This is a genomic window from Streptomyces sp. DT190, from assembly GCF_049846985.1.
Classification (GTDB): Bacteria; Actinomycetota; Actinomycetes; order Streptomycetales; family Streptomycetaceae; genus Streptomyces.
Genome location: NZ_JBNCNM010000002.1, coordinates 470,230 through 496,721, shown reverse-complemented (window position 1 = coordinate 496,721; position 26,492 = coordinate 470,230). Strand labels below are relative to the sequence as shown.

Annotated in this window: 23 protein-coding genes; 3 read left to right on the top strand and 20 right to left on the bottom strand. The window is 73.9% G+C overall.

Annotation, left to right across the window (positions count from 1 at the left end; translation table 11 throughout):
• Window positions 1-29: 29 nt before the first annotated feature.
• The 18 genes from ACPXCS_RS05725 to ACPXCS_RS05640 form a co-directional block, all read right to left on the bottom strand.
• Window positions 30-1,250, bottom strand: coding sequence for a cytochrome P450 (locus ACPXCS_RS05725; RefSeq protein WP_425943904.1), 1,221 nt, complete (start codon window positions 1,248-1,250; stop codon window positions 30-32).
• Window positions 1,251-1,302: 52 nt separating this feature from the next.
• A complete protein-coding gene (locus ACPXCS_RS05720) occupies window positions 1,303-1,968 on the bottom strand; it encodes a response regulator (protein ID WP_425943906.1) in 666 nt (221 codons plus the stop codon).
• The gene (locus ACPXCS_RS05715) at window positions 1,965-3,302 is read right to left on the bottom strand and encodes a sensor histidine kinase (protein WP_425943908.1); all 1,338 of its coding nucleotides are present in this window, start codon (window positions 3,300-3,302) and stop codon (window positions 1,965-1,967) included. The genes ACPXCS_RS05720 and ACPXCS_RS05715 overlap by 4 nt, the downstream gene beginning before the upstream one ends.
• A gap of 89 nt (window positions 3,303-3,391) precedes the next feature.
• On the bottom strand, window positions 3,392-4,075 hold the full coding sequence (locus tag ACPXCS_RS05710; protein ID WP_425943910.1) for a response regulator: 684 nt from the start codon (window positions 4,073-4,075) through the stop codon (window positions 3,392-3,394).
• Window positions 4,072-5,436 (bottom strand): sensor histidine kinase, encoded by a 1,365-nt coding sequence (locus ACPXCS_RS05705; protein WP_425943912.1) that lies wholly within the window; start codon window positions 5,434-5,436, stop codon window positions 4,072-4,074. Before ACPXCS_RS05705 ends, ACPXCS_RS05710 begins: the two co-directional genes overlap by 4 nt.
• Entirely contained in the window at window positions 5,429-6,637 is a 1,209-nt protein-coding gene (locus ACPXCS_RS05700) for an acyltransferase family protein (RefSeq protein ID WP_425943914.1), read from the bottom strand. The genes ACPXCS_RS05705 and ACPXCS_RS05700 overlap by 8 nt, the downstream gene beginning before the upstream one ends.
• On the bottom strand, window positions 6,630-7,631 hold the full coding sequence (locus tag ACPXCS_RS05695; RefSeq protein WP_425943916.1) for an alpha/beta hydrolase: 1,002 nt from the start codon (window positions 7,629-7,631) through the stop codon (window positions 6,630-6,632). Before ACPXCS_RS05695 ends, ACPXCS_RS05700 begins: the two co-directional genes overlap by 8 nt.
• Window positions 7,632-7,795: 164 nt before the next feature.
• Window positions 7,796-8,662 (bottom strand): alpha/beta hydrolase, encoded by an 867-nt coding sequence (locus ACPXCS_RS05690; RefSeq protein WP_425943918.1) that lies wholly within the window; start codon window positions 8,660-8,662, stop codon window positions 7,796-7,798.
• A gap of 183 nt (window positions 8,663-8,845) precedes the next feature.
• The gene (kynU, locus tag ACPXCS_RS05685) at window positions 8,846-10,030 is read right to left on the bottom strand and encodes a kynureninase (protein WP_425943920.1); all 1,185 of its coding nucleotides are present in this window, start codon (window positions 10,028-10,030) and stop codon (window positions 8,846-8,848) included.
• Window positions 10,023-10,853: a tryptophan 2,3-dioxygenase family protein gene (locus tag ACPXCS_RS05680; protein ID WP_425943922.1), complete on the bottom strand. Its 831-nt coding sequence runs from the start codon at window positions 10,851-10,853 to the stop codon at window positions 10,023-10,025. Before ACPXCS_RS05680 ends, kynU begins: the two co-directional genes overlap by 8 nt.
• A gap of 185 nt (window positions 10,854-11,038) precedes the next feature.
• On the bottom strand, window positions 11,039-11,452 hold the full coding sequence (locus ACPXCS_RS05675) for a DUF3151 domain-containing protein (protein ID WP_425943924.1): 414 nt from the start codon (window positions 11,450-11,452) through the stop codon (window positions 11,039-11,041).
• A gap of 518 nt (window positions 11,453-11,970) precedes the next feature.
• Window positions 11,971-13,437 carry an MFS transporter gene (locus tag ACPXCS_RS05670; RefSeq protein WP_425943926.1) on the bottom strand — a complete coding sequence of 489 codons (1,467 nt, stop codon included), beginning with the start codon at window positions 13,435-13,437 and terminating at the stop codon, window positions 11,971-11,973.
• A 61-nt stretch (window positions 13,438-13,498) separates the two neighbouring features.
• Window positions 13,499-14,521 (bottom strand): class II fructose-bisphosphate aldolase, encoded by a 1,023-nt coding sequence (fbaA, locus tag ACPXCS_RS05665; RefSeq protein ID WP_425943928.1) that lies wholly within the window; start codon window positions 14,519-14,521, stop codon window positions 13,499-13,501.
• Between the two features lie 148 nt (window positions 14,522-14,669).
• Window positions 14,670-15,218, bottom strand: a complete 549-nt coding sequence (pyrE, locus tag ACPXCS_RS05660; protein WP_193500873.1) for an orotate phosphoribosyltransferase — start codon at window positions 15,216-15,218, stop codon at window positions 14,670-14,672.
• A 10-nt stretch (window positions 15,219-15,228) separates the two neighbouring features.
• Window positions 15,229-16,017 (bottom strand): aldose 1-epimerase, encoded by a 789-nt coding sequence (locus ACPXCS_RS05655; RefSeq protein ID WP_425943931.1) that lies wholly within the window; start codon window positions 16,015-16,017, stop codon window positions 15,229-15,231.
• A 70-nt stretch (window positions 16,018-16,087) separates the two neighbouring features.
• Window positions 16,088-17,149 carry an SRPBCC domain-containing protein gene (locus ACPXCS_RS05650; protein ID WP_425943933.1) on the bottom strand — a complete coding sequence of 354 codons (1,062 nt, stop codon included), beginning with the start codon at window positions 17,147-17,149 and terminating at the stop codon, window positions 16,088-16,090.
• Between the two features lie 230 nt (window positions 17,150-17,379).
• Entirely contained in the window at window positions 17,380-19,035 is a 1,656-nt protein-coding gene (locus ACPXCS_RS05645; protein ID WP_425943935.1) for a polyamine aminopropyltransferase, read from the bottom strand.
• Window positions 19,036-19,159: 124 nt separating this feature from the next.
• Entirely contained in the window at window positions 19,160-19,687 is a 528-nt protein-coding gene (locus ACPXCS_RS05640; RefSeq protein ID WP_425943937.1) for a DUF2617 family protein, read from the bottom strand.
• A gap of 1,169 nt (window positions 19,688-20,856) precedes the next feature.
• Here ACPXCS_RS05640 and ACPXCS_RS05635 point away from each other — a divergent pair.
• A complete protein-coding gene (locus ACPXCS_RS05635) occupies window positions 20,857-22,056 on the top strand; it encodes a pyridoxal phosphate-dependent aminotransferase (RefSeq protein ID WP_425943939.1) in 1,200 nt (399 codons plus the stop codon).
• 98 nt (window positions 22,057-22,154) lie between these two features.
• Here the strand turns inward: ACPXCS_RS05635 and ACPXCS_RS05630 are convergent, their stop codons facing one another.
• Complete coding sequence (locus ACPXCS_RS05630) at window positions 22,155-22,685, bottom strand: YbjN domain-containing protein (RefSeq protein WP_425943941.1); 531 nt, start codon at window positions 22,683-22,685, stop codon at window positions 22,155-22,157.
• 164 nt (window positions 22,686-22,849) lie between these two features.
• Here ACPXCS_RS05630 and ACPXCS_RS05625 point away from each other — a divergent pair, with 164 nt between their 5' ends.
• Window positions 22,850-23,326, top strand: coding sequence for a hypothetical protein (locus ACPXCS_RS05625; RefSeq protein ID WP_425943943.1), 477 nt, complete (start codon window positions 22,850-22,852; stop codon window positions 23,324-23,326).
• A 12-nt stretch (window positions 23,327-23,338) separates the two neighbouring features.
• On the opposite strand, the gene clpB is transcribed toward ACPXCS_RS05625, so the two are convergent.
• Complete coding sequence (gene clpB / locus ACPXCS_RS05620; protein ID WP_425943945.1) at window positions 23,339-25,936, bottom strand: ATP-dependent chaperone ClpB; 2,598 nt, start codon at window positions 25,934-25,936, stop codon at window positions 23,339-23,341.
• 103 nt (window positions 25,937-26,039) lie between these two features.
• On the opposite strand from clpB, the gene ACPXCS_RS05615 reads away from it, so the two are divergent.
• A complete protein-coding gene (locus tag ACPXCS_RS05615; protein ID WP_425943947.1) occupies window positions 26,040-26,456 on the top strand; it encodes a pyridoxamine 5'-phosphate oxidase family protein in 417 nt (138 codons plus the stop codon).
• Window positions 26,457-26,492: the final 36 nt, after the last annotated feature.

Sequence of the window (26,492 nt, the reverse complement as noted above, 5' to 3'; positions counted from 1 at the left end):
GCCGGCCCCGCCCCGCGCCCGGCCCGGGGTCAGCCGACCTCCACACCGAGCCCTTCCAGCCCTCTGATCACGAAGTTGGGCTTGCGCTGCGGCTCGGCGGCGAGCCGCAGCGCCGGCGCCTTCTCCAGCAACGCCGCCATCGACGCCGCCAGCTCGATCCGGGCCAGCGGCGCGCCGATGCAGTAGTGGATGCCGGCACTGAAGGAGATGTGCGGGTTGTCGGCGCGAGCGAGGTCGAGGCGGCCCGGGTCGGCGAAGACCTCCGGGTCGTGGTTGGCGGAGCCGAAGAGCAGGGCGATCTCCGCGCCGCGCGGGATCGTCGTCCCGTCGATCTCGATCTCGTCCAGCACCCAGCGCTCGAAGAGCTGCAGCGGGGTGTCGTAGCGCATCAGCTCCTCGACCGCCCGGGGGACGAGCGAGTGGTCGGCGCGCAGCCGCTCCAGCTCGGAGGGGTTGCGGAAGAGGGCGTACCAGCCGTTGACCGTGGCGTTCACCGTCGCCTCGTGGCCCGCGTTGAGCAGCAGGACGCAGGTGGAGATCATCTCCTGCTCGGTGAGGCGGTCGCCCTCGTCGTGGGCCGCGATCAGGCCTGAGACGAGATCCTCGCCCGGCTCCTTGCGGCGGGCCGCGATCAGCTCGCGCAGGTAGTCGGAGAACTCGACCGACGCCCGCACCGCCCGGCGTGCCGTCTCCGGTGACGGCTTCAGCTCGTACATCCCGCAGATGTCCGCCGACCAGGGGCGCAGCGGAGCCCGGTCGGACTCGGGGATGCCGAGCATCTCCGCGATCACCGCGACCGGCAGGGGCTCGGCGACCTCCTTCAGCAGATCCCCGCCGCCCCGCTCGACCAGGCCCGCGGCGAGCTCGTCGGCCAGCTCCCGCACGTACGGCTTCAGCCGCTCCACCGTGCGCGGCGTGAACGCCTTCGACACCAGGCGGCGGATCCGGGTGTGGTCCGGCGGCTCCAGGTCGAGCATCCCGTGGTCGTTGAGCGTGTGGAACGGCTCGTGCTCCGGCGGAGGCGGGGTGCGGCCGAACTCCTCGTGCGTGAAGAGGTGCTGGTACGTCCGGCCCAGACGCCGGTCGCGCAGCAGCGCCGAGACGTCCGCGTGGTGCGGGACGAGCCACTGGTTCGTGGGCTCGAACCAGTGCACGCGGCCCCGGGCACGCAGCTCGGCGTAGGCGGGGTACGGGTCGGCGAGGAACGCCGGGTCCCACGGGTCGAACCCGAGGTCAAGAGCAGCTGCCATGAACGGACGCTAGCCCGCCCCACCCCACTCTGACCAGGGGCGGCACCCTGCGTCACCCGGGCGTCACCAGCCGCGCCTCGTAGGCGAACACCGCCGCCTGCGTCCGGTCCCTGAGACCCAGCTTCACCAGGATCCGGCTGACGTGCGTCTTGATCGTCGACTCGGCCACCACCAGCCGCTCGGCGATCTCCGAGTTCGACAGGCCCTGCGCGATCAGCACGAGCACCTCCGTCTCCCGCTCGGTGAGATCACCGTAGGCCGCCTGCGCGGAGGGCAGCAGGCGCGGCTTCTCGGCGAGCTTGGAGAACTCGGTGATCAGGCGCCGGGTCACCGAGGGGGCCAGCAGCGCCTCGCCGGACGCCACGACCCGCACCCCGTCGGCGAGCTGGCGGGCCGAGGCGTCCTTGAGCAGGAAGCCGGAGGCGCCCGCGCGCAGTGCCTGGTAGACGTACTCGTCGAGGTCGAACGTGGTGAGCACCAGCACCTTCGCCGCGCCGTCGGCGGCGACGATCTCGCGGGTCGCCTCGATGCCGTTCAGCTCGGGCATGCGGATGTCCATGAGCACGACGTCAGGGCCGAGTTCGCGGACCTTGGCCACGGCCTCCCGGCCGTTGACCGCCTCGCCGACGACCTCGATGTCCGGCATCGCGTTCAGCAGGACCGAGAAGCCCTCGCGCACCATCATCTGGTCGTCCGCGATCAGTACGCGGATGGTCATGCCTCATCCTCGTCCGGCAGGGCGACCGGCAGGAACACCGTCACCTCGTAGCCTCCGTCGTCCGTGCCGCCCGCCGTCATCCCGCCGTTCAGCATCGCCACCCGCTCCCGCATGCCCGTGATGCCGTGCCCGGCACCCGGCGAGGGCTTGATCAGGCTCGGGTTCGGCGGCGGGCCGTTGACTATGCGCAGGCCCAGGCCGCCGAGCACGTACCCGATCTCCACCCGGGCGGTCGCCCCCGGGGCGTGCCGCAGGCTGTTGCTCAGCGCCTCCTGCACGATCCGGTACGCCGACAGCTCCACGCCCTGCGGCAGCTCCCGCACCGCCCCGGTCACGGCCTTCTCCACGTTCAGCCCGGCGTCCCGCACATTGGCCAGCAGGCCCTCCAGGTCGGCGAGGGTGGGCTGCGGGGCGTCCGGGGCCTCGTAGTCCTCGGCGCGGACGACGCCCAGGACACGGCGCAGCTCGGTCAGCGCCGCCACCGCGTTCTCCCGGATCGTGGCGAAGGCCTTCTCCAGCTCCGGCGGCGGGTTCTCCACCCGGTAGGGCGCGGCCTCGGCCTGGATGGCGACCACCGACATGTGGTGCGCGACCACGTCGTGCAGCTCGCGGGCGATGGTGGTGCGCTCCTCCAGCAGCGTGCGCCGGGACCGCTCGTGCGCGGTGACCGTCTGCTGGGCGGTGACCTCCTGCTCGGCGTCGCGCCGGACGTGCCAGACCGTGACGGCGAGGAGGACGAAGGCGGAGACGGCGAGCATGGGGCCGGTGTTGGTGCCGTAGCGGCCCGCCGAGCCGAAGATCGTCTCCGCGAGGAGGCCGTAGAGCGCGGTCAGCGTCCACATCCAGGCGGCCGTGCGCGGCCGGGTGCGGATGGCGACGATCGTCAGCACCGTCAGGTGGCAGGCGAAGCTGCCCGGCAGCCAGGGCCAGTCCCCCCACGGGTCGCCGAAGGGAAGCGCGAGCGGGGTAGCGGCCAGGGACAACCAGAAGGCGCCGATCGGCCGCACCATGGTCAGCAGGATCGGGACCACCGCGAGCAGCCCCAGCGGCAGGGCCACGCCCCGGTCGACCGTGGCGATCGCCAGGGCGAACAGGGCGATCACGCAGATCACCGCGTGCGGTGTCCAGGCCGCGTACTCCCGCAGGCGCCCGGGCAGCCGCCGGGTCAGGGGGCCGTCGACGCGCATGCGCGGCAGCAGGCGGTAGGCGAACGCGTCGTGCATCAGGTCCTGCCGCAGCCCGCGCAGGGCGTCCGCGGCCAGCCGGAACTCCGGGCTGCGCGGCTTGGCCCCGTCCCCCGGCGGCGTGGTCTGCAGGTGAGTCGTCTCGGTCACGTACAGAACGGTAGGCGCGCCGGGGGGTCGCGGTCGTCCCCAGTGAGAGGGGTTCGGCGGCATCCCTCTCAGGTACTACGGGGTCCGGGTCAGTACCCCGACGGCCGCACCAGTCCCGACTCGTAGGCGAACACCGCCGCCTGCGTCCGGTCCCTGAGGCCCAGCTTCACCAGGATCCGGCCCACGTGCGTCTTCACCGTCTGCTCCGCCACGAACAGGTTCCGGGCGATCTCCGCGTTGGACAGGCCCTGCGCGATCAGGGCGAGCACCTCCGTCTCCCGCTCGGTCAGGTCGCCGACGCGTTCCTTCAGCGGGGCGCGGGGTCTGCCGTCCAGCCGGGAGAACTCGGCGATCAGCTTGCGCGTGATGACGGGGGCGAGCAGCGCGTCCCCGGCCGCCACCACCCGGACCGCCTCGGCGAGCTGCTCCGACGAGGCGTCCTTCAGCAGGAACCCGGAGGCCCCGGCGCGCAGCGCGTCGTACACGTACTCGTCGAGGTCGAAGGTGGTCAGCACCAGCACCCGGATGTGCGGGTGCGCGGCGGTGATGCGCTCGGTGGCCTCGATGCCGCCGACGCCGGGCATGCGGATGTCCATCAGGACGACGTCCGGGGCGGTCGCCGCGGCCTTGGCGACGGCCTCCTCGCCGTCCCGGGCCTCGCCGACGACCTCTATGTCGGGCTGGGTGCCGAGCAGGACGGTGAAGCCCTGCCGGACCATGCCCTGGTCGTCGACGATGAGGACCCGGATGGGGTCGCCGGTGCCGCTCGTCATGGTGTCCTTCCCTCGCGGTCGGTGCTGCGGTCGGTGCCCGGGGCGTCGGCGGGCGGGGTGTCCGGGAGGAAGGCGGTGACCTTGAAGCCGTCCCAGTGCCACGGGTGGGCCGTCATGGTGCCGCCGAGCATCGCCACGCGCTCCCGCATGCCGAGCAGCCCGTGCCCCGCCCCGGTCGAGGGCGGCGGGGGCGCGGTCGGGCGGCCGTTGACGATCTCCACTTCCAGGCCGTCCGGCCCGTAGGTGAGCCGGACGGTGATCCGCGCGCCGGGCGCGTGCCGCAGGGCGTTGCTCAGCGCCTCCTGCACGATCCGGTACGCCGACAGCTCCACCCCGGGCGGCAGGGGGCGCCGCTCGCCGTCGATCTCGGTGAGGACCTCGCGGCCGGCGGCCCGGGTGTTCTCCACCAGGGCGTCGAGCCGGTCCAGCGTGGGCTGCGGGGCGTGCGCGCCGCCCGGGCCCGCGGTGTCCCCCGGCCCGGTCTGCTCCGAGCGCAGCACGCCCAGCACCCGGCGCAGCTCGGTCAGCGCCTCCAGCGCGTTCTGCCGGATGCCGGCGAGGTTCTCCTTGAGCTCGTCGGGCGGGTCCTGCACGAGGTGCGGGGCGACCTGCGCCTGGATGGAGATGACCGACATGTGGTGGGCCACCACGTCGTGCAGTTCGCGGGCGATACGGCTGCGCTCCTCCAGCAGGGTGCGCCGGGTGCGCTCCTCGGCGGTGAGCGTGGTCTGCGCGACGAGCTGCGCCCGGGCCTCGCGGCGGCCGCGCAGGGAGGTGCCGACTATCACGACGACGGTGAACAGGGAGGTGGCGAGCACCCCGGTGGTGTCGTAGCGCCCGCCGCCCAGGCCCTCCAGGACGTAGGTGAGCAGCGCGGTCAGGGCCAGGGCCGCCGTCGCCGCGCGGGTGGGCACCCGCAGGGCGAGCAGCAGCAGCACGAACGTCTCGCCGATCAGGCCGGCCGCGGTCCAGGGCCAGGTGTAGGTCTCCGGGCCGTCGAACGAGAGCCGGCCGCGCACCGTCAGGGCGCACACGAGGAAGGCGCCCAGGGACAGCCACCAGGCCGGCACCGGCCGCCACAGCCCCAGGACCATGGCGCCGCCCTGCGCGCCCGCGACCAGCAGGGCCAGGCCCGAGCCCAGGTGGCCGTTGTCGGTCATGTCGCCGGCGCCGCCGACCAGGACCCCGAACGCCGCCAGGCACACCACCGCGTGCGGCAGCCAGCGCAGCCAGGTGGAGGGCGGCAGCGGATCCGCCCGGAGGTGCCACAGGTCCGCGCCCAGTGCGCGCAGCCATCCCGTGACGCGCGCTCGCAGCGCGCGGCCCACCCCCGTGTCCCTCACCCGGCCCAGCCTAGACATGACGGGCCCGAGCCGTCGTCCCCCGGTCGGAGGGGCGGTGCTCGCGCACCACCCGCGACCTGCGCCCCGGGCCCCCGCCCCGCTCGAAGGGGTGGAAGGCGGCCCAGCAGACGGCGAGGGCCGCGGCGAACACGGGCAGCCACAGCAGCCGGGCCCCGACCCAGCCGAAACCGTCGGGCGGGGTGTGCAGCCCGGGGAGCCGGCCCGCGAGGAGGCCGGTGGCGGTCGTGGCCATCAGGGCCGTCTGGTGCCAGAGGAAGACGGTCATCGCCGAGAGGTTGACGAGCGCCACCGCCGCCCAGGCCACGGGCCGGCGCATGGCCCTCCGCAGCCGCTCGCGCAGCAGCAGGGCGAGCCCGCACTGGGCCAGGCCGAAGGTGACGACGGCCAGGGTCGGCGGGTCCAGGTTGGACACGCCCTGGCCCGGGACGCCGACCATCGACGCCGGGTAGCCCACCCAGGCGACGAGCGCCGCGGTCGCCACCGCGCCCGACCCGAGCAGGATCCAGCCCGCGCGCGGGCGCTCCAGCTCGCCCCGGGTCCAGGCGGCGCCCAGGGTGTACGGCACCAGCCACCCGGCGACCACGTTCACCCAGCCCAGCCAGGCCGGGCCGCCGAGGCCGAAGCGCAGCAGGTCCACGTGGAGGACGACGGCCAGCGGCCACAGCGGGTTGAGCCGGGCCAGCAGCGGGGTCGCCGCCGTCAGGACGGCGAACACCACGAGGAACCACAGCGGGGACAGGGCCAGCTTCACCAGGGTGCGGACCGTCCCGAACTCCGCGCCCGACAGCAGCAGCGCCGACGCCGCGACCGTCCACAGCGCGAGGACGGCCAGGACGGGCCTGCCCAGCCGGGCCAGACGGCCCGCCAGCCAGCCGCGGTAGGACACGCCCCGGGCCCGGGCCGAGGCGTGGCCGCGGGTGGCGACATGGCCCCCGACCAGGAAGAACACCGCCAGCGTCTGGAAGATCCAGGAGATGGGCGCGAGCCAGGGCATGGGCCGCAGGGGGCTGGCCGTGCGCAGCGTGCCGCTGTCGGCGACCAGGGCCGTGACCAGCCAGTGCCCGAGGACGACGCCGAGGACGGCGGCGGCCCGCAGGGCGTCCACCGCCCGGTCGCGGCCGGGCGGGGTGGCGGCGCCGAACCGCCGCGCACCGCGCCGCAGTCCGCCGCGGATGCCTCGTACGCCGGGGTCAGTCATGGGTCACCGCCTTGGTCTCGCCCAGGACGATCCGGGCCAGGTTGGTCAGGGAGGTCGAGCCGGGTCGGAAGTAGTCGCTGTGACCGCCGTCCCCGGCAGAGAAGACGCGGGCGCCGAAGCCCGGGGAGACGGGGTCGGTGCCGAAGCCGACGGTGGTGCCGAACAGGCCGGCGCTGACGTGCGGGACGTTCTCCACCCAGTCGGCGGCGCCCCGGGCCGCCCACACGCGGGCCCGGGTGCGCAGGCCGGCGGCGGTGCCGGCGCCGGTGCCCGGGCTGCCGACGAGCGCGATGTCGTCGACGGCGAGCCCGGCGGCGGCCCGTGCGCACACCACCGAGCCGTAGGAGTGGCACAGCAGCGCGATGCGCGGTCCGCGGCCGGTGACGGCCCGCAGCCCGGCCACGAGTTCCCGCAGGCGCGGGGCGGCCCGGTCGGCTCGGCCGGTCGTGGTGACCGCCGTGCTGACCGTGCCCGGCGTCTCGTAGCCCAGCCAGGCCACGACCGCGGTGCGCGTGCCCGGGGCCTGCCGTGTGAGCTGCCCGTACAGGGCGGCGGCGGCCGCGTGGAACCGGCCGTAGGTGTCGATGCTCGTGTCGGAGCCGGGGACCAGGACGGCGACGCGCCCGGCGCGGGCCAGGTCGCCCAGGACCTCCGTCACCCGGCCGGGGCCGCGGCCGTCGAACGCGAGCAACTGCCGCTTCTCGGAGGCCAGTCGGCGGTCGGCCGCGGCCCGGTCCCGGTGGTGGTGGGCGGCCGCGGTGCGGGCCGCCTCGGCGGCGTTGGCCCGGTTGGCCGCGTACGCCGCGTCGAGCGTCGACGCGTCGAGCGGGGCCAGGACGGCCGGGGGCGGTGCGGGGATCTCCGGTCGCACGGCCGCGGAGAGCGGGAACACCACGGCGCCCGTGACGAGGGCGGCGAGCACGGCCCGGCGCCACCGTCCGGCACGGGACCGCCGTGCCCCGTCGCCACGGCGGTCCTTCGCTGCGAGTCCCACGGACGTCCCCCTCCACCGCGCCCGGCCATCGGGTCCGCGTGGAAAGGAAGTTACGGAGCGGGAGCCGTCGTCCGCGTCCCGCCGCGGAGCTCATCCGCGGCGTAGCTCTCAGGTACTAGGGGTATGACCGGGGCCGGACCACCACGGGCCTCGAACAGGGCCGTTCACCAGGCCAGTTGCGCGATCTCCTCGGCCACCACCGCGCACGCGTCCGCCGCCGGGTCGATGAGCGGGAAGTGCCCCACGTCCTCCAGCAGCGTCACGCCCACCATCTCCCCGGCCTTCGCCGCCGCGTCCGCGTACGACTCGGCGACCAGCTGCGGCACCTCGCGGTCCGCGCGGCCCTGGACGAGGGTGGTGGCGATGCCGGTCGGCAGCAGCAGCGCCGGGTCCGCGTACGGCTGCCGCTCGGCGAAGTGCTCCTCGCCGCCCAGCAGTTGGCGTACCGCGCCGCCGCACACGTCCAATTTGTCGGCGACCGCGAGGTCCGCGATCGGCGCCAGGGCGACCACGCCGCGCAGGGTCGCCGAGCCACCGCCGCGCCAGGGCGAGCCGGCCGGCAGGACGTGCCGGGCCGCACCCCACAGCGCGAGGTGCCCGCCCGCCGAGTGACCGGTGAGGACCGTGCGGCGTGGATCGGCCTGCGGCAGCACCTCCCCCACGAGCGCGGGCAGGGCGTCCAGCGCGGCGGCGACGTCGTCGAACGTGTCGGGCCAGCGGCCCGCGCCCGCGACGCCGTCGTCCCCGCGCCGGTACTCGACGCTGGCCACGGCGAACCCGCGCCGGGCCAGGAACTCGGCGAAGGGGCTGATGTGGCGCCGGTCGTACGGGGCCCGCCAGGCACCGCCGTGCAGCACGGCCACCACCGGGGCGGGCCCGCCCGGGCCGCCCTGCCGGCGGGGCGCGTAGAAGTCGATCACCTGGTCGGGGTGGTCGCCGTAGGCAGCGGTGGCGTCGGGGTCGACGGGCGCGTGGGAGAAGGCCGCCTCCTCCTCGGCAGCGGCCCGTGCTGCTGCGACGTCGTCCGTCATGCTCCAACCTCTCAGCGATGAAACGTACGCGGCGGACCGGTGACCGTTCAGCCGTTGGCCGGGACGGTACCAGGCCCGTGACATGCGGGGACACGGGCATGTCACGCTGGGTGAAGCCCACGGGGATCCACTGCCGCGGCGGCGCGGGCCGGGACCGCCGGGGGCGTCCCGGCCCGCCGCGGCTCAGGCCAGCGTGCCGGCCAGCACCCGTGCCGCCCGCTCCACGTCGGCGAAGCCCGTGTACAGCGGGGTGAATCCGAAGCGCAGCACGTCCGGGGCCCGGAAGTCCCCGACGACGCCCTGCTCGACGAGCCGCTTCATCACCTCGGCGGCGTCGTCGCAGCGCAGCGCGACCTGGCTGCCCCGCTCGGCGTGCGCCAGCGGCGTCAGGCACTGGACCCGGTCACCGGGCACGTACGCCGCCACGCACTCCAGGAAGAAGTCCGTCAGGGCGAGGGACTTGGCCCGCACGGCCTCCACCGACACCCCGTCCCACACCTCCAGGGCCGCCTCCAGGGCGAGCATGGAGAGGATGTCCGGCGTGCCGACCCGGCCGCGCGGCGCACCGGCGGCCGGTGTGTAGCCGGGGCGCATCCCGAACGGCTCGGCGTGCGAGTTCCAGCCCGGCAGCGGGGAGTCGAAGCGGTCCTGCAGCTCCCGCCGCACGTACAGGTACGCCGGCGAACCCGGCCCGCCGTTGAGGTACTTGTAGGTGCAACCGACCGCCAGGTCCACGCCGTGCTCGTCCAGCCCCACCGGCAGGGCGCCCGCGCTGTGGCACAGGTCCCAGACGGCGTACGCCCCCGCCTCGTGCACCGCGGCGGTCAGGGCCGGCAGGTCGTGCAGCCGGCCGGTGCGGTAGTCGACGTGGTTGAGCAGGACGGCGGCGGTGCGCCGCCCCAGCGCGCCCGGCACCTCCGCCGGTGCCACGGGCCGCAGCGTGCACCCGGTCATCCGGGCGGCGGACTCGGCGATGTACCCGTCGGTCGGGAAGGTCGTGGCGTCGACGAGGATCTCGTCACGCCCCTGCCCGGCCATCCGCACCGCCCCGACCAGGGCCTTGAAGACGTTGACGCTCGTGGAGTCGCCCACCACGACCTGCCCGGGCGCGGCCCCGACCAGCGGGGCGACACGGTCGCCGATCCGCTCGGGCGCCGTCCACCAGCCGCTCTCCTCCCACGAGCGGATGCGCAGCTCGCCCCACTGGCGGCTGACGACGTCCGCCACCCGGCCGGGGACGACGGCCGGCAGGGCGCCGAGGGAGTTGCCGTCGAGGTACACCACGTCGTCGGTGACGAACTCCGCCCGCTTGCCGGCCAGTTCGTCGGCGGTGTCCAGTTTCTCCGCGCGTACGGTCAGCTCAGACATACGACCGCGCCGTCCACAGCTCGGGGAACACGTTCTTCTGGGCGCGCTTCTCCAGCCAGGCCACCCCGGCGGAGCCGCCCGTGCCGGTCTTGGCGCCCATCGCGCGGCGGGTGGCGACGAGATGGTCGTTGCGCCAGCGCCACACCAGCTCGGCGACGTCGCTCAGCGCCTCGCCGAGGCGGGCGATCTCGTGCTGCTCGTCGCCCGAGTAGACGGCCGTCCACGCGGCCTCGACCTCCGGCGAGGGCTCGTAGCGCCGCGCGACGTCGCGCCGCAGCACCGACTCGGGGATGTCGTACCCGCGCCGCGCGAGCAGCCGCACGACCTCGTCGTACAGGCTCGGCTCGTGCAGCGCCTTCTCCAGCTCGGCGTGCACGCGCTGGGCGCCCCGGTGCGGCACGAGCATCGACGCGGACTTGTCGCCGAGCAGGAACTCCATCCGCCGGTACATCGCCGACTGGAAGCCGGAGCCCTCGCCGAGGGCGCTGCGGTACGAGTTGAACTGGGCGGGCGTGAGCTGGGCGAGCGGCTTCCAGGAGGAGTTGAGCGCCTCCAGTTCCCGCACGGACCGCTTCAGCGCGGCGATGGCGGTGGGGACGTCGTCGCCCCTGAGCGCGTGTGCCGCCGTCTCCCACTCGTGGACGATGACGGTGAACCACAGCTCCATCACCTGGGTCGTCACCAGGAAGACCATCTCTCCGGGGTCGTCGGAGAGGGTGTGCTGGAGGTGCGTGAGCACGTCCGCCTTGACGTAGTCCTCGTACGGCGTGGTGCCGTGGAAGTCGAGATGCGGGGTCTCGGGCTCGTGAGCCTCGTGGGACATCGCTGTCTCCTGCAGATAACTCCGGGTAGCGGTCCGCCCCTGCCGATGCCGGCACGGGGGCCCCGGTCCCCAATCCGCATCCTGCGGGGTCGCTCTCCGAACCGCAAGGCCCGCCCGCCGGACGGGACGGGCCTCACGTGCACGGAGCGTTGCCGGCGCGCCGTCAGCGCGCCGTCAGGCCGCCGTCAGCCCAGGACCTGCGCCGCCGTCGGCGAGGAGTCCTTCAGGAACTGGGAGCAGCGCTCGTACTCCTCCTGCTCGCCGATCGCCTGGGCGGCGCGGGCGAGGGCGTGCAGGGCGCGCAGGAAACCGCGGTTCGGCTCGTGCTCCCACGGCACCGGGCCGTGGCCCTTCCAGCCGTTGCGGCGCAGCGCGTCCAGGCCGCGGTGGTAACCCGTACGGGCGTAGGCGTACGACTCCACGGCCGCGCCGCGCTCGAACGCCTCGTCGGCGAGCTGCGCCCAGGCGAGCGAGGAAGTGGGGTGCGCGGCGGCGACGTCGACGGACGAGGCGCCCGACGCGAGCATCTCGCGCGGCCCGGGGTCATCGGGCAGGTGGGTCGGGGGCGGGCCCCCGAGGAGGTTCTCGTGAATGGACATGCCCCAAGTCTGCGCCATCCCGCCGACGGCAGCGCAGTGGGCCGGGGGCTGGGCCGGAGGGCCGGGCGGGGGCCGGCCGGGGGCTGGGCTCCCCACCCATGGGTGCCCCTCCCTGCGCGGCGCCCCGCTCACTGCGTGGTGCCCAGCTCACCGCGTGGTGCCCTGCCTCCGCGTGGCACCCCGTCCGGTGCGCGGTCTGCGTGCACTGCGCGGCGCCCCGCCACCGCGCCGCGCGGACGGGGCACCGGGCGGTGACCGGGGCACCCCGCCAGGACGGAGACCGCGCACCGGGCGGAGGCCTGATACCGGCCGGACGCCACTCACTGGGCCGGACACCACTCACCCGGCCGGCCGGACACCACCCACGCGGCCGGACACCACCCACCCGGCGGACACCACTCACCCGGCGGACACCACTCACTGGACCGGTCACCACCCACGCGGCCGGACACCACCCACCCAGCCGCAGGCCGCGTACTGGGTCGGAGGCCGTACCGGCCCGTGGCGGGACGGGGTCGCTATCCCAGCGTCTTGCGTACCGGCTCCCCCTCCAGCGGCGGTGCCGTCACCCCGCCGTGCCGCAGGCATTCCGGCCGCTTGCAACCCGGCGGCGGCCTGCGTACCGCGGCGGCCGCGACCACCGCCCCCACGACCAGCGCCCCGGCGCACCACACCATCGCCCGGCCGAACGCCGCGTCGAAGGCCGAAGGCTCCCGGTACGCCTCCTCGCCCATCCCCGCCAGCAGCGGCAACGCCGCCACCGCCAGCAGCCCGGCCGCCCGGGCCGCCGCGTTGTTGATGCCGCTCGCCAGCCCGGCCCGCGCCACGCTCACCGACCCCAGCACCGTCGCCGTCAGGGGTGCCACGAGGGTCACCATGCCCAGCCCGAGCACCAGCAGCGCCGGCAGCACATCGCCCGAGTAGGACGCCCCCGGCCCGACCCGCAGCATCAGCAGCATCCCGGCCGCGCTCAGCAGCGGACCCACCGTGAGCGGCAGCCGCGGCCCGATCCGGTCGGCCAGTTCCCCGGAGCGCGCGGACAGCAGCAGCATCAGCACGGTCGTGGGCAGCAGCGCCGTACCGGCGGCGAGGGCCGAGTAGCCCACCACCACCTGCAGTTGCAGCGCGGCGAGGAAGAAGAACCCGCCGAGCGCGGCGTACACGCACAGCGTGACCAGGTTGACGGCTGTGAACTGGCGGGACGCGAAGATGTCCGGCGGCATCATCGGCTCGGCCCGCCGCCGCTCGACGACCACGAACGCGACGGCGGCCGCCACCCCGGCCACCGCCGAGACAGCCGCCACCGCACCGCCCTCACCGGCCTCGATCAGCGCGTACGTCACCAGCGCGAGCGCCACCGCCCCCAGCACGGCCCCGAGCACGTCGAACCGCCCGTGGGCCCGCCCGTCCCCGGACTCGGGCACATGCCGCAGCGCGACCGGCACGCACAGCACCGCCAGCGGCACGTTCAGCAGGAACACCCACCGCCACCCCGGCCCGTCCACCAGCCAGCCCCCGACGAACGGCCCGACCGCGGCCCCGATCCCGCCGAAGCCGGACCACAGGCCCACCGCCCGTCCCCGGTCGTCGGGGTGGAACGACGCCTGGATCAGCGCCAGCGACCCGGGCGTCAGCAGCGCACCGCCGACCCCCTGCAGGGCCCGCGCGGCGATCAGCACCTCCGCGCTCGGCGCCAGCCCGCACAGCAGGGACGCCACCGCGAACCACACCACCCCGACGACGAACACCCTGCGCCGCCCGTACCGGTCCCCGAGCGCCCCGCCCAGCAGGATCAGCCCGGCCAGCGTGACCATGTACGCGTTGACCGTCCACTGCAGGGCGGCCAGGTCCGCGTCGAGGTCGCGGCCGATGCGCGGCAGGGCGACGTTGACGACGGTCGAGTCCAGCAGCGCCATGCTGGAGCCGAGGACGGTGGTGAGCAGGATCCACTTGCCCTGCGGTGAGGCCAGCCGGACATCGGGCATGCAGGGAGCATACGGAAGAGCCCGGCACCTGGTCAGGTGCCGGGCTCGACGCGCGGCGGACTTACTTGATCTTCGTGCCGGTGGAGCGCAGGTGGCCACAGGCCTCGACGACGCGGGCGGCCATGGAGGCCTCCGCCAGCTTGCCCCAGGTGCGCGGGTCGTAGGTCTTCTTGTTGCCGACCTCGCCGTCGACCTTCAGCACGCCGTCGTAGTTGCGGAACATGTGGTCCGCGACCGGGCGGGTGAAGGCGTACTGGGTGTCGGTGTCGATGTTCATCTTCACGACGCCGTTCTCCAGCGCGGTGCGGATCTCCTCCTCCGTGGAGCCGGAGCCGCCGTGGAAGACGAAGTCGAACGGCGAGCCCTTGCCGAACTTGGCGGCCACGCCCTCGTTGAGCTCCTTCAGCAGCTCGGGGCGGAGCACCACGTTGCCCGGCTTGTACACGCCGTGCACGTTGCCGAAGGAGGCGGCGAGCAGGTAGCGGCCCTTCTCACCCAGGCCGAGGGCCTCGGCGGTGCGGATCGCGTCGTCGACCGTGGTGTACAGGGAGTCGTTGATCTCGTGGGAGACGCCGTCCTCCTCGCCACCGGTCGGGGTGATCTCCACCTCGAGGATGATCTTCGCGGCGCGGGCCTGCTCCAGCAGCTCCTGCGCGATGGAGAGGTTGTCGGCGAGGGTCTCGGCGGAGCCGTCCCACATGTGCGACTGGAACAGGGGGGACAGACCGGCGTCGACGCGCTTCCTGGACAGGGCCAGCAGCGGGCGTACGTACCCGTCGAGCTTGTCCTTGGGGCAGTGGTCCGTGTGCAGCGCGATGTTCACCGGGTACTTCTCGGCGACGATGTGCGCGAACTCGGCCAGGGCGACCGCGCCGGTCACCATGTCCTTGCTGTACTGACCGCCCAGGAACTCGGCGCCACCCGTGGAGATCTGGACGATGCCGTCGCTCTCCGCCTCAGCGAAACCGCGCAGGGCCGCGTGCAGGGTCTGGGTGGAGGTCACGTTGATGGCCGGGTAGGCGAACTTTCCTGCCTTCGCCCGGTCCAGCATCTCGTTGTAGACCTCGGGAGTTGCGATGGGCATGCGTCCGCTCCTTGTATCTGCGGGTTGACGTACTGCTGTGTCTAACGGCCCTGACCTAGACCTTGGGGTGCGACGTCATCGTCGGCCCCATCTTTCCAGACTCGGCCGGAAGGTCCAGGCCACCGTCCACGCCCTGGTCAGGTCCCGGTCAGTCGAGGCCCAGCTCGTCCTTGGAGAAGGCGAAGAGGTACGGCACCCCGGCCCCCTCCTGGATCTTCTCGGCGGCGCCGGTCGCCCGGTCGACGATGGTCGCGACGGCGACGACCTCGGCCCCGGCCTCGCGCACGGCCTCGACGGCGGTGAGCGGGGAACCGCCGGTGGTGGAGGTGTCCTCGACGACCAGCACACGGCGGCCGGCGATGTCCGGGCCCTCCACGCGGCGCTGCAGCCCGTGCGCCTTGGCGGCCTTGCGCACGACGAACGCGTCCAAGCGCCGGCCGCGCGCGGCGGCCGCGTGCAGCATCGCGGCGGCGACCGGGTCGGCGCCCATGGTGAGGCCGCCGACGGCGTCGAACTCCAGGTCCGCGGTCAGGTCGAGCAGCACCTGCCCGACCAGCGGGGCGGCCTCCCCGTCGAGCGTGATGCGCCGCAGATCGACGTAGTAGTCGGCCTCCAGGCCCGACGACAGGGTCACCTTGCCGTGCACCACGGCCTTGTCCTTGATCTGCTGCAGCAGCGCGCCGCGTGTGTCCGTCATGGCGCCCAGCTTAGAGGCGGCGCCAGCTCCAGGTGGTGGTGGCCTCCAGCGGCTCCAGGGGCGTGACCAGGCGCGGCAGGGTGTTGAGGCCGTTGGGCGGGCCGGTCTGCGGCTCCACGCACACGGCCTCGGCCTGCTCGTCGTAGACGACCACCCACTCCTCGCGGCTGGCCACCTTCAGCTCCAGCTGCCCGGGCCAGGTGAGGGTCACGTCGACGCCGCCGGGCATGCCGAAGCAGTCGTCCCAAGGGCCGGGCCTGGGGTCGATACGGTTGCCGGTGGGCAGGTGGTCGTCGCCGCGCTCCTCCTGCCAGGCGGGGTCGAAGGCGAGCGTCACGTCCTCACCGCCGAGGTTCCGGTTGAACCAGGGGTGCCAGCCGATCTGCGCAGGGAAGGACGAACCGTAGGTCTCGACGGACATGGTCAGCGTCAGGCTGTCCCCGGTGAGGGCGACGATCTGGCTGACGCGCGCGGGGTAGGGCCAGGGGTCGACGAGCTCGTAGGTGATCACGGCCTCGTCGGTGCTCGTGCGGGCGGTGCGCCAGGCGTGGTCCCGGACGGTGCCGTGGATGGCGTGGGGCGGGGCGTTCAGGGGCATCTGCCGCACCGCCGCGCCGTCCAGGAACCGGCCGTCCCGGATCCGTCCGCACCACGGCACCATCGGGAAGCAGCCGAACCGCTCGCCCTGGCGCAGCAGCTCCACGCCGCCGATCCGCAGCCCTCCGACCCGGCCGCCGTTGCCCGGCTGCACGGTCACCTCCGCGTCGCCCGCGGTCAGCGTGATGTCTTCGTCACTCACGGGACGACCCTACTGGGGTGATCAAGAGGGCCTCGGCGACCGGCCCGTCCGGTGTCCGCGGCGGGCGGCCTCAGCGGCGCCGGCGCAGGGCCCGTACGGCGACGATCGCCGAGGCCACGGCGAGGGCGGCGGCGGGGGCGGCCCAGCGCAGCGGGGCCGGGGACGAGACGGTCTGGGGCGCGGGCACGGGCGCGTAGCGACCGCGGGGCGGGGCGTGGTCGACCTCCTCGGCGCTGCGGCCGATCATGGTCCGCCGGGCGTGGGCCGCCTCGGCGATGTCCTCGTCGTCCGTGCCGTCCGTGCCGTCCGTGCCGTCCGTGTCGTCCACGTCGTGCGCGTCGCCCGTGTCACCCGCGTCCGCGGGGCCGTGCGCGGAGCGCGGGGCCCCGGCGCCGAAGACGGGCCGGCGCCCCTCCGCCGGACCGGGGTCGAGGGCGTCGTCCGCCGGGCCGGGGCCGGCGGACCGGTCCTCGTGGTCGCCACCACCGCTTCCCCCGGCGCCGGCGTCGGCGCCCGCGTCGGCAGCGGTCCCGCCGGCACCGGCGCCCGCGTCGGCAGTGGTCGGGCCGTCCTTCTCGTCCGGGGCAGCCGGGCCTCCCGTCGCCGCCGGGGGCGCCGGGGGCGGCGGGTCGTCGGCGTCGGGAGCCGTCTCGTGGTCCGTCGTGGCCCGGGGCTCGAAGTCCTGGGTGGCGGCGGGCGTGCCCGGCTCGGGGGCCGTCTGCGCGAGGTGTTCCGCGAAACGGTTCAGCAGCCGGGTCACGGCGCTCTCCACCGCGTCCGCCGGCAGGTCCGTGATCCGGCCGTCCGCCGTGGCCGTCCCGTCGAACACCACCGTGCAGCCGTCCTCCGCCTCCCGCAGCACGATCCCCAGCGCGAGCGTGACCGAGCCGCTGCCACGCGACTCCTCCGCCGTCCCCTCGACGCCGTAGCCGCCGGTGTCCCGCCGGGTCACCCGGACGGCACCGCGGTAGGTGACGGAGTGGCTGCCGACCCGGATCTTCAGCCGCCCGGCGACGGGCTCGGCGCCGGCGTCCTGCTGGAGCCCGGGCACCGCCCGGGCGACCCGCGCGGGGTCGTCCAGCACCTCCCTGAGCCGCTCGGCCGGAACCGGAACGAACACCTCGTGCTCCATGTCGACGGACTCTACCCAGCCGCGGCCGCATCGCACCCGCGCCTGATGAATTACCCCTCGATCCGCTCCCGATCTGCCCCCCGATCCGCCTCCGAACCGCCTCCGCACCGCCTCCGCACCGCCTCCGCACCGCCTCCGCACCGCCTCCGCACCGCCTCCGCACCGCCTCCGCACCGGCCGCGCCGGGCGTACCCTCCGGCGGCCCGCGGACACACCGGAGCCGGTCCGGCTCAGTACCGCGGATGCACCAGCGTCGACGCCGGCAGCCCCGCGATCCGTGTCCGGCGCGCCACCCGCTCCCCCGCCGCGAGGGACGCGTCCGTCAGGACGCGGGGGCGCGGCCCGTCCGGGTCGAGCCGGGGCCGCGGCTCCGTGTGCGCGGCCAGGACGAGACCCCAGTCCCGGGACGCGCGGGAGCGGTCGGCGGGCGTGCGGTCCGGGCCGACCGCGAACCCGGCGTGCCGCCCGCCGGCCCGGTACGGGGCGGTCTCGAAGCCGGCGGCGCGCAGGGTCGACTCCACCGTCCAGTACACGCGCGGGCTGGACGCCACCGGCCCGGCGTGCACCACGACCCGGCCGCCGGGGGCCAGCACGCGCCGCGCCAGGCCGTAGAACTCCTGCGAGTACAGCTTGGTGCTCGCCGTGATCCCCGGGTCGGGCAGGTCCGAGACGACCACGTCGTACGCAGCCGTGGGCGCGCCGCGCAGCCAGCCGAAGGCGTCACCGGTCGTCACGTGCACGCGCGGGTCGCCGAACGCGTGCTCGTTCAGCGCGGACAGGCCCGGGTCGGTGCGGGCGAGCCGGACGACCTCCGCGTCCAGTTCGACGACGTCGACCCGGTCCACCCCGGGATGGCGCAGCACCTCGCGGGCCGCCAGTCCGTCCCCGCCGCCGAGGATCAGCACGCGCGCGTGCGGGCCGGTCATGGCGGGGTGGACCAGGGCCTCGTGGTAGCGCCGCTCGTCCCGCCCGCTGACCCGCAGCCGCCCGTCCAGGAACAGGTCCAGCGGCCGGCCCTCGGTGCCCCCCTTGAGGACGACCTCCTGCACGTCGCTCTTGAGGGCCACCCGCACGCCCCCGCCGTACACGGCGTCCCGCGCGGCCCGTTCGAAGTCGTCGACGAGGACGGCGGCCGAGGCGAGGATCGCCAGCACGAGCGCGTTGCCGAGCAGCAGCAGCCGGCGGGCCCGCCGGGTCAGGTCACGGTGGAACAGTCCCAGCACCAGCGCGCAGCCGACGACCGCGTTGACCGCGCCGGTGAGCAGCGCGCCCGTCAACTGGCCGAACAGGGGCAGCAGCAGGAAGGGGAAGGCGAGTCCGCCGACCAGCGCGCCGACGTAGTCCGCGGCGAACAGGTCGGCCACGGCGCCGCCGGCGTCCTGGCGGCGGATGCGCTGGATCAGCTCCATCAGCAGCGGCACCTCGGCCCCGATGAGCAGTCCGGTGGCGAGGGAGAAGGCGACCAGGACCCAGCGCGGCCCGTCGGCCCACATGCCGCCCCAGTCGCCGGTCCAGGCGAAGACGGCGTACAGGGCCATCGCGCTGCACCCGCCGACCAGGGCGAGGGTGGCCTCGACCGCGCCGAAGCCGGCGGCGGCGCGCGGGCGCAGCCGCTTGGCGGCGAGGGAGCCCAGTCCCATCGCGAAGACCATGACGGACAGCACGACGGACGCCTGGGTGACCGAGTCGCCCATCAAGTACGAGGCCAGCGCGACGAGTTCCAGTTCGTACACGAGTCCGCAGGCCGCGCAGACGAACACGCCCGCGAGGACCAGGAACCGCCCGGTGCCGGGCCGGACGGGCAGTCGCGCCGGGCCACCGGGGCCGCCCCGCGCGCTCCGGTGCGGCGGGGAACCGGGCGGGGCGGGCGCGTGCGGCTCGATCACCCTGCGACGTTACGTCACGCCCCGACCGCGGTACGTCACCCACACGTGTGGTGCTGGTTTACCCCGGGGCGATCCCGGTACGAGATCGGGTTCGGCACCGAAACCGCTTGCCCGCGAGGCCCGTTCAGTTGGCCGAGGCCGCCGCGGGGACCCGCACGCCCACCTTCGTCCGGGTCGCCACCAACTGCCCGTCCTGCGGATACGCGTGCCAGGTCCGCCAGTGCACCTGCCCCTCGTGGTGCTGGGCGAGCAGGGCCGTGAAGGCGTGCGGGTTGCCGGGGAAGACACCGGCGAGGCCGTGCGGGTGGTCGGAGACCAGGGCGAGCAACTCCTGGGCGCGGCCCGCGAAGGAGCCGGGCGAGAGAACCTCGACGCGGGCCGCGAACTCGTACTCCCAGTCGCCCATCCGCTTGGCGACGCCGAGCGGCAGCGGGGTGCTGCTGCCCGGGATGCACGCCACCGTCTCCGAGCAGATGCCCCGCTCCTCCTCCAGCAGGACCTGGTGGGACGCCCCGAGCAGGCGCAACTGCAGGCGCGCGCCGGTCAGTTCGAGGTCGAGTGTGGCCAGTGCGGGAAGCGGCTCGCGCCCCAGGGCCCAGGCGAGATCGGCCGCGCGGGTATCGGTGTAGGAGGTGTTCAGGGTCGTGAGCATGGATCGGCTCCGCAAGCACACAAGGAGAGGGAGGTGGGTCCGCCGCGCCCCGGTCGCACCGGGTGATTCGGCCCGGGTAAACCCGGTCGGCCGGTTTCGGGGAGGTGTCCGCAGGACGTCCGAGAGGCTGCGTTGGTGAGGGAAGGGAATCATGAACCGCGGCGCCCCCACAGCGTTTTTACCCAAGTTCGGTGGGTTTCCATCCCTCAGAGGGCTCCACAGCTCAACTGTTCAACTACGGCGTGCGCCGGTGCCGGGGAGGCGTGCGCCGGTGCGCCTCCCCTCACGCCCGGCACCGGGCCGAGCCGACGCCGGGGGCGCGCGGCCGGCCCGCGAAATGCACCTGTTGACGGGCGCAGTTGCCGCAGTCACGCCGGGACGGGGCGCGTTCGGGGCTGTCTTGTCCTACAGGCATGCGAAGTTGCCAGGATCCGCCCGAAGACACCCGACATCCGTACGACGGCTCCTCCGTCCGGGAACCCGGAGCGGAGGACCAGGACCCCGGCACGGCGTCGCGAGACCCCGGCACCGCGCCACGCAACCCCGGCAGCAGAGCCCGAGGAACGCGAACCCCGACCCCGGAGCGCGAGAAACGCGAACCCCGACCCCGGAACGTGAGGACCGCGCCCCCGGCACAGGAGCTCACGCCCCGGACGCGGAAAACGCGGGGCCCGCCCCAGGTGCGGACCCCGCGCTCGGTGGTTGCGGCTTCCCCGTCGGGCAAGCGGCCGACCTCAGTCAGCTGCCTCCGCCGCCGCAGCCACCTCCACCGCCCCCGCCGCAGGACGACCCGCCTCCGCAGGACGAGCTGCCGCCGCCGCAGGAGCTTCCCCCGTGGTGGCTGTCGCCGCCGGACGAACCGGAGTCTCCCCCGGCCCACCAGCTGCCGCTGCTGCCGCTGTCGTGACGCGTTCCGGTGGACGCCGCCGCCCCGCGGCCGGCCGTCCGCGCCGGACGGCGTGAACCGCCCCTGCGGGCGAGAGACACCAGAGCCCCCACGAAGAGGACCCCGATCACCGCCAGGATGATGCCGACGATCATGGCGCCACCCTCCTTCCGTTTCCCCCGAAGCGGCCCCCCGTGGGCGCCTCGCTCTTGCGTGACCGGGAGATGCCCTCCCGCCACGCGCGCCAAAGCAGAGTTGAGGAACTCCAGAGCTTCGGCGCAGGATGACCGGCATGACCTCCAGTGCGCGCCCCCTCCTCAACCGCCGGCTCGCCGAGTTCGGGACGACGATCTTCGCCGAGATGTCGGCCCTGGCCCTGAGCACCGGGGCCATCAACCTCGGGCAGGGCTTCCCCGACACCGACGGCCCCGAGGAGGTCAGGGAGGCGGCCGTGCGGGCGCTGCGCGACGGCCTCGGCAACCAGTACCCGCCGGGCCCCGGCGTCCCCGAGCTGCGCACCGCGGTCACCGCCCACCAGCAGCGCCGCTACGGCCTGTCCTACGACCCCGACACGGAGGTCCTGGTCACCGCCGGCGCCACGGAGGCCATCGCCGCCGCTCTGCTGGCTCTGGTGGAACCCGGTGACGAGGTGATCGCCTTCGAGCCGTACTACGACTCCTACGCGGCGTGCATCGCCATGGCCGGCGGGCGCCGGGTGCCGGTCACCCTGCGGGCGGACACCGGGGAGGGCCGCTTCCGCCTCGACCTCGACGAGCTGCGCGACTCCGTCACCGACCGCACCCGCCTGCTGCTGATCAACACCCCGCACAACCCGACCGGCACGGTCCTCACCCGCGAGGAGCTGGCCGCGATCGCCGAGCTGGCGGTGGAGCGGGACCTGCTGGTGGTGACGGACGAGGTGTACGAGCACCTGGTGTTCGACGACGCCGAGCACGTGCCGCTGGCGACGTTCCCCGGGATGCGCGAGCGCACGGTGACGATCTCGTCCGCCGGCAAGACGTTCTCGTTCACGGGCTGGAAGGTCGGCTGGGTGACGGCCGCCCCGGCCCTGGTCACGGCGGTCCGCTCGGCGAAGCAGTACCTGACGTACGTCTCGGCGGGCCCGTTCCAGTACGCGGTCGCCGAGGCGCTCGCGCTGCCCGAGTCGTACTTCGCGGACTTCCGCGACGACCTGCTGGCCAAGCGGAACCTGCTGGCGGCGGGGCTGGAGGAGGCCGGCTTCCGGGTCTTCCGCCCCTCGGGCACCTACTTCGTCACCACCGACGTCAGTCCCCTCGGCGAGAGCGACGGCTTCGCCTTCTGCCGCGCCCTGCCGGAGCGCGCCGGTGTCGTCGCCATCCCCAACGCGGTCTTCTACGACCACCGCGACCAGGGCGCGCCGTACGTGCGGTTCGCGTTCTGCAAGCGGACGGAGGTGCTCCAGGAGGCGGTGCGGCGGCTCAAGGGGCTCGCCGGCGGCTGACGCGCGGGCGGCGGGCGACCGGGATGAGAAGACAGACGGCGCGTACGGCGCGCACCGTGTGCGTACGCGCCGACGCGCCGTGAGAGACAGCCGGAGGGCTACTCCTCGTCGTCCTCGGGCTTCTCCGCCTCGTTGACCTCCTGCTCCAGACCGAGCTGCTCGACGAGCCACTTGTCGAACTCGATCGCGGCGCGCACCCAGCTGACCGTCGAGGAGACGAAGTGCTCCAGGCTCACGCCCATGCCGATCAGCATCTGGGCCTCGCCGATGAGGCGGACCGTGCCGTCGTCGTGGGTGTGGCTGTAGACCTTGGGCCACAGGGTGCGGCGGTTCCAGTCGTCGATGGACTCCAGGATCTGCGGCTTGGCCTCGATCTCGTGGGGCCGGTCGTAGAACGTCCGCACGGAGAAGACCTGCTGGTCTCCCTCTCCACGGAACATGAAGTAGGTGCGGAACTGCTCCCACGGCGCCGCGAGGTCACCCTCGTCGTCGACGACGTACTTGAGCTCCATCTGGTCGAGGAGCTGCTTCACGAGGTCCTGATCCGGGACGACGGGGCCCGCCGGTCCTTGGGGCTGCGGCTCGGGCTGGCCCCCGAAGTTCGGAATCGAGGACGGGTCGATGGTCACCGTGAATTTCCCTTCGTACGGATTCCGCCATCCTCCCCCATGCGGGGAGGGGGGTGGCAAGCCCCGACAGACCCTGTCAGCCCACGGCTGACACGATCCGGTCAACCGCAACCTCCGGGTGCCGCAGCCCGTCTCCCCCAGCGACGGACGAGGGGGCGAGGGCCATGGCGGCGACGGACCGAGGGCACACCCGGTGGGGGCTGACCGTGCCGTTCCTGGCGGTGCCGGTGCTCGTACTCGGGTTCCTCGTTCCGGGCCTGTTCATGTGGGCTCCGGACGACCGGCACGATCCGGATGCCGGGGCCGCGCAGCAGGACGTGTGCGCCGAGGCGCTGGCCTTCGGCGGCGCCCGGGCCCCGGCGGGCGCGGACCTGCGCGACTGCACGGTGCAGCGGGGCATCGACACGGCGTACTCGGCGGTGCTGCTGATGCCCCGCGAGGACGTGGCCGGCTGGCTGAGGTCGGCCTACCCGCACGCCCCGCGGCCCCGCACCGGCGGCGGCTCCTGCGGGGCGCTCTGCCTGGACGTGACCCACCAGGACGGCCTGCCCGCGTCGGCCCGGGCCCACGTCGTGCAGGTGCGGGTGGAGGACGGGAACGCCGAGACCGCGCGGGTGCGCTTCTCGGCGTTCACGATGTGACGTCCCGCCGGCCTACCGCGTCCCGCCCGTGGCCGGTCCCACCAGGAGCCCGTCCTCGAAGCGGTCCACCCGGACGGTGTCGCCGTCCTTGATCTCCCCGGAGAGGATCTCCTTGGCGAGCCGGTCGCCGATGGCCGACTGCACGAGCCGCCGCAGCGGCCGCGCCCCGTAGGCCGGGTCCAGGCCCTCCTCGGCGAGCCAGGCCAGGGCCTCCGGTGTGATGTCGAGGCTCAGGCGCCGCTCGGCGAGCCGCTTGGCCAGGCGGTCCAGCTGGAGCTTGGCGATGCGCTCCAGCTCCGGCTTGGTCAGCGCGGCGAAGACGACCAGGTCGTCCAGGCGGTTGAGGAACTCCGGCTTGAAGGAGCTGCGGACGACCTCCAGGACCTGTTCCTTCTTCTCCGCCTCGCTGGTGATCGGGTCGACCAGGAACTGGCTGCCCAGGTTCGACGTCAGGACGAGGATGGTGTTGCGGAAGTCGACCGTGCGGCCCTGCCCGTCGGTGAGGCGCCCGTCGTCGAGCACCTGCAGCAGGATGTCGAAGACCTCGGGGTGGGCCTTCTCGACCTCGTCCAGCAGGACGACGGAGTACGGCCGCCTGCGCACGGCCTCGGTGAGCTGGCCGCCCTCCTCGTAGCCGACGTATCCGGGCGGGGCGCCGACCAGGCGGGCCACGCTGTGCTTCTCGCTGTACTCCGACATGTCGATGCGGACCATGGCCCGCTCGTCGTCGAAGAGGAAGTCGGCCAGGGCCTTGGCGAGTTCGGTCTTGCCGACGCCCGTCGGGCCGAGGAAGAGGAAGGACCCGGTGGGCCGGTCGGGGTCGGCGATCCCGGCGCGGGAGCGGCGTACGGCGTCGCTCACCGCGCGCACCGCCTCGGTCTGGCCGATGAGGCGCTTGCCGAGCTCGTCCTCCATGCGCAGCAGCTTCTGCGTCTCGCCCTCCAGCAGCCGCCCGGCCGGGATGCCGGTCCAGGAGGCGACGACGTCGGCGATGTCGTCGGCGCCGACCTCCTCCTTGACCATGGTGTCCTTGGCGACCTCTTCTTCTGCCTCGGAGGCGGCCTCCAGCTCCTTCTCCAGGGCGGGGATCTCGCCGTAGAGCAGCTTGGAGGCGGTGTCGAAGTCGCCGTCGCGCTGGGCGCGTTCGGCCTGGCCGCGCACCTCGTCGAGGCGTTCCTTCAGCTCGCCGACGCGGTTGAGGGACTGCTTCTCCTTCTCCCAGCGGGCGGTCAGGCCGCGCAGCTCCTCCTCCTTGTCGGCGAGGTCGCGGCGCAGCTTCTCCAGGCGCTCGCGGGAGGCCGCGTCGGTCTCCTTGCCGATCGCCAGCTCCTCCATCTTCAGCCGGTCGACGGCGCGCTGGAGTTCGTCGATCTCGACGGGCGAGGAGTCGATCTCCATGCGCAGCCGGGAGGCGGCCTCGTCGACGAGGTCGATGGCCTTGTCGGGCAGGAAGCGGGAGGTGATGTACCGGTCGGACAGGGTGGCGGCGGCGACCAGGGCGCTGTCGGCGATCTGCACCTTGTGGTGGGCCTCGTAGCGGCCCTTGAGTCCGCGCAGGATCGCGATGGAGTCCTCGACGGACGGCTCGGCGACCAGCACCTGCTGGAAGCGCCGCTCCAGGGCGGGGTCCTTCTCGATCCGCTCGCGGTACTCGTCGAGGGTGGTGGCACCGACCATGCGCAGCTCGCCGCGGGCCAGCATGGGCTTGAGCATGTTGCCGGCGTCCATGGCGGAGTCGCCGCCGGCCCCGGCGCCCACGACGGTGTGCAGCTCGTCGATGAAGGTGATGATCTGGCCGTCGGAGTCCTTGATCTCGGCCAGGACGGTCTTCAGGCGCTCCTCGAACTCGCCGCGGTACTTGGCCCCGGCGACCATGGCGCCGAGGTCGAGCGCGACGAGCCGCTTGTCCTTGAGGGACTCGGGCACGTCGCCCTTGACGATCCGCTGGGCGAGCCCTTCGACGACGGCGGTCTTGCCGACGCCGGGCTCGCCGATCAGCACGGGGTTGTTCTTGGTGCGGCGGGACAGCACCTGCACCACGCGCCGGATCTCCTGGTCCCGGCCGATGACCGGGTCGAGCTTGCCCTCGCGGGCGGCGGCGGTGAAGTCGGTCCCGAACTTCTCCAGGGCCTTGTACTGGCCCTCGGGGTCGGCGGTGGTCACGCGGCGCTGTCCTCGCGTCTTCTGGAAGGCGGCCTGGAGCTTCTTGGCGTCGGCGCCCTGCCGGGAGAGCACCTCGCCGGCCGCGCCGCCCTTGGCGGCGATGCCGATGAGCAGATGCTCCGTGGAGAGGTACTCGTCGCCGAGGTCCTTGGCGCGGGCCTGCGCGTCGGCGACGACGGCGAGCATCTCGCGGTTGGGCTGGGGCGGCGCCACGGTCGACCCGGTCACGCTGGGCAGCCCGGCGAGCACGCGCTCGGCGCCGGAGCGCACGGCGGCCTGGTCGGCGTCGACCGCGGCGAGCAGGTCGGTGATGTTCTCGTTGTCCTGCCCCTGGAGCAGTGCGAGGAGCAGGTGGGCGGGGGTGAGGTCGGGGTGTCCCTCGGTCACGGCCCGGTTGCTGGCAGCGTTGATCGCGTCCCGGCTCCGGTTGGTCAGCTCGGCGTCCACGTTCGCGTTCTCCTCCTTGCACTGACCCGATCGACGTACACAAAGTTGAGTCTAGTCCACTCAAGGCCGTTTCGGGGAGCGTGCGGGAGTTAAGTTCCGGGCCATGGCGAACGACTACTCCGTCGACCCGGGTGCCCCGGACCCGTCGTATCTCGACTTCTGGCGGGAACGGCACCTGTGCACCCTGACGACGCTCCGCCCGGACGGCACCCCGCACGTGGTCCCCGTCGGGGTGACCTACGATCCCGCGGTCCGGCTCGCACGGGTGATCACGAACAGGACGAGCGCGAAGGTGCGGCACGTGCTGGCCGCAGGCGAGGAAGGGGCGGCGGTCGCCGTCTGCCAGGTGGCGGGCCGGCGCTGGGCGACGCTGGAGGGGCGGGCCTTCGTGCGCGCCGAACCGGAGCGGGTGGCGGAGGCGGAGCGCCGCTACGCGGAGCGCTACGAGCGGACCCCGGCACCGAATCCGTCGCGTGTGGTGATCGAGATCGAGCTGACGCGCGCGCTGGGGCGCGGTTGACCGAAGTGAAAATCCACACCGGTGATCGACCGGTTC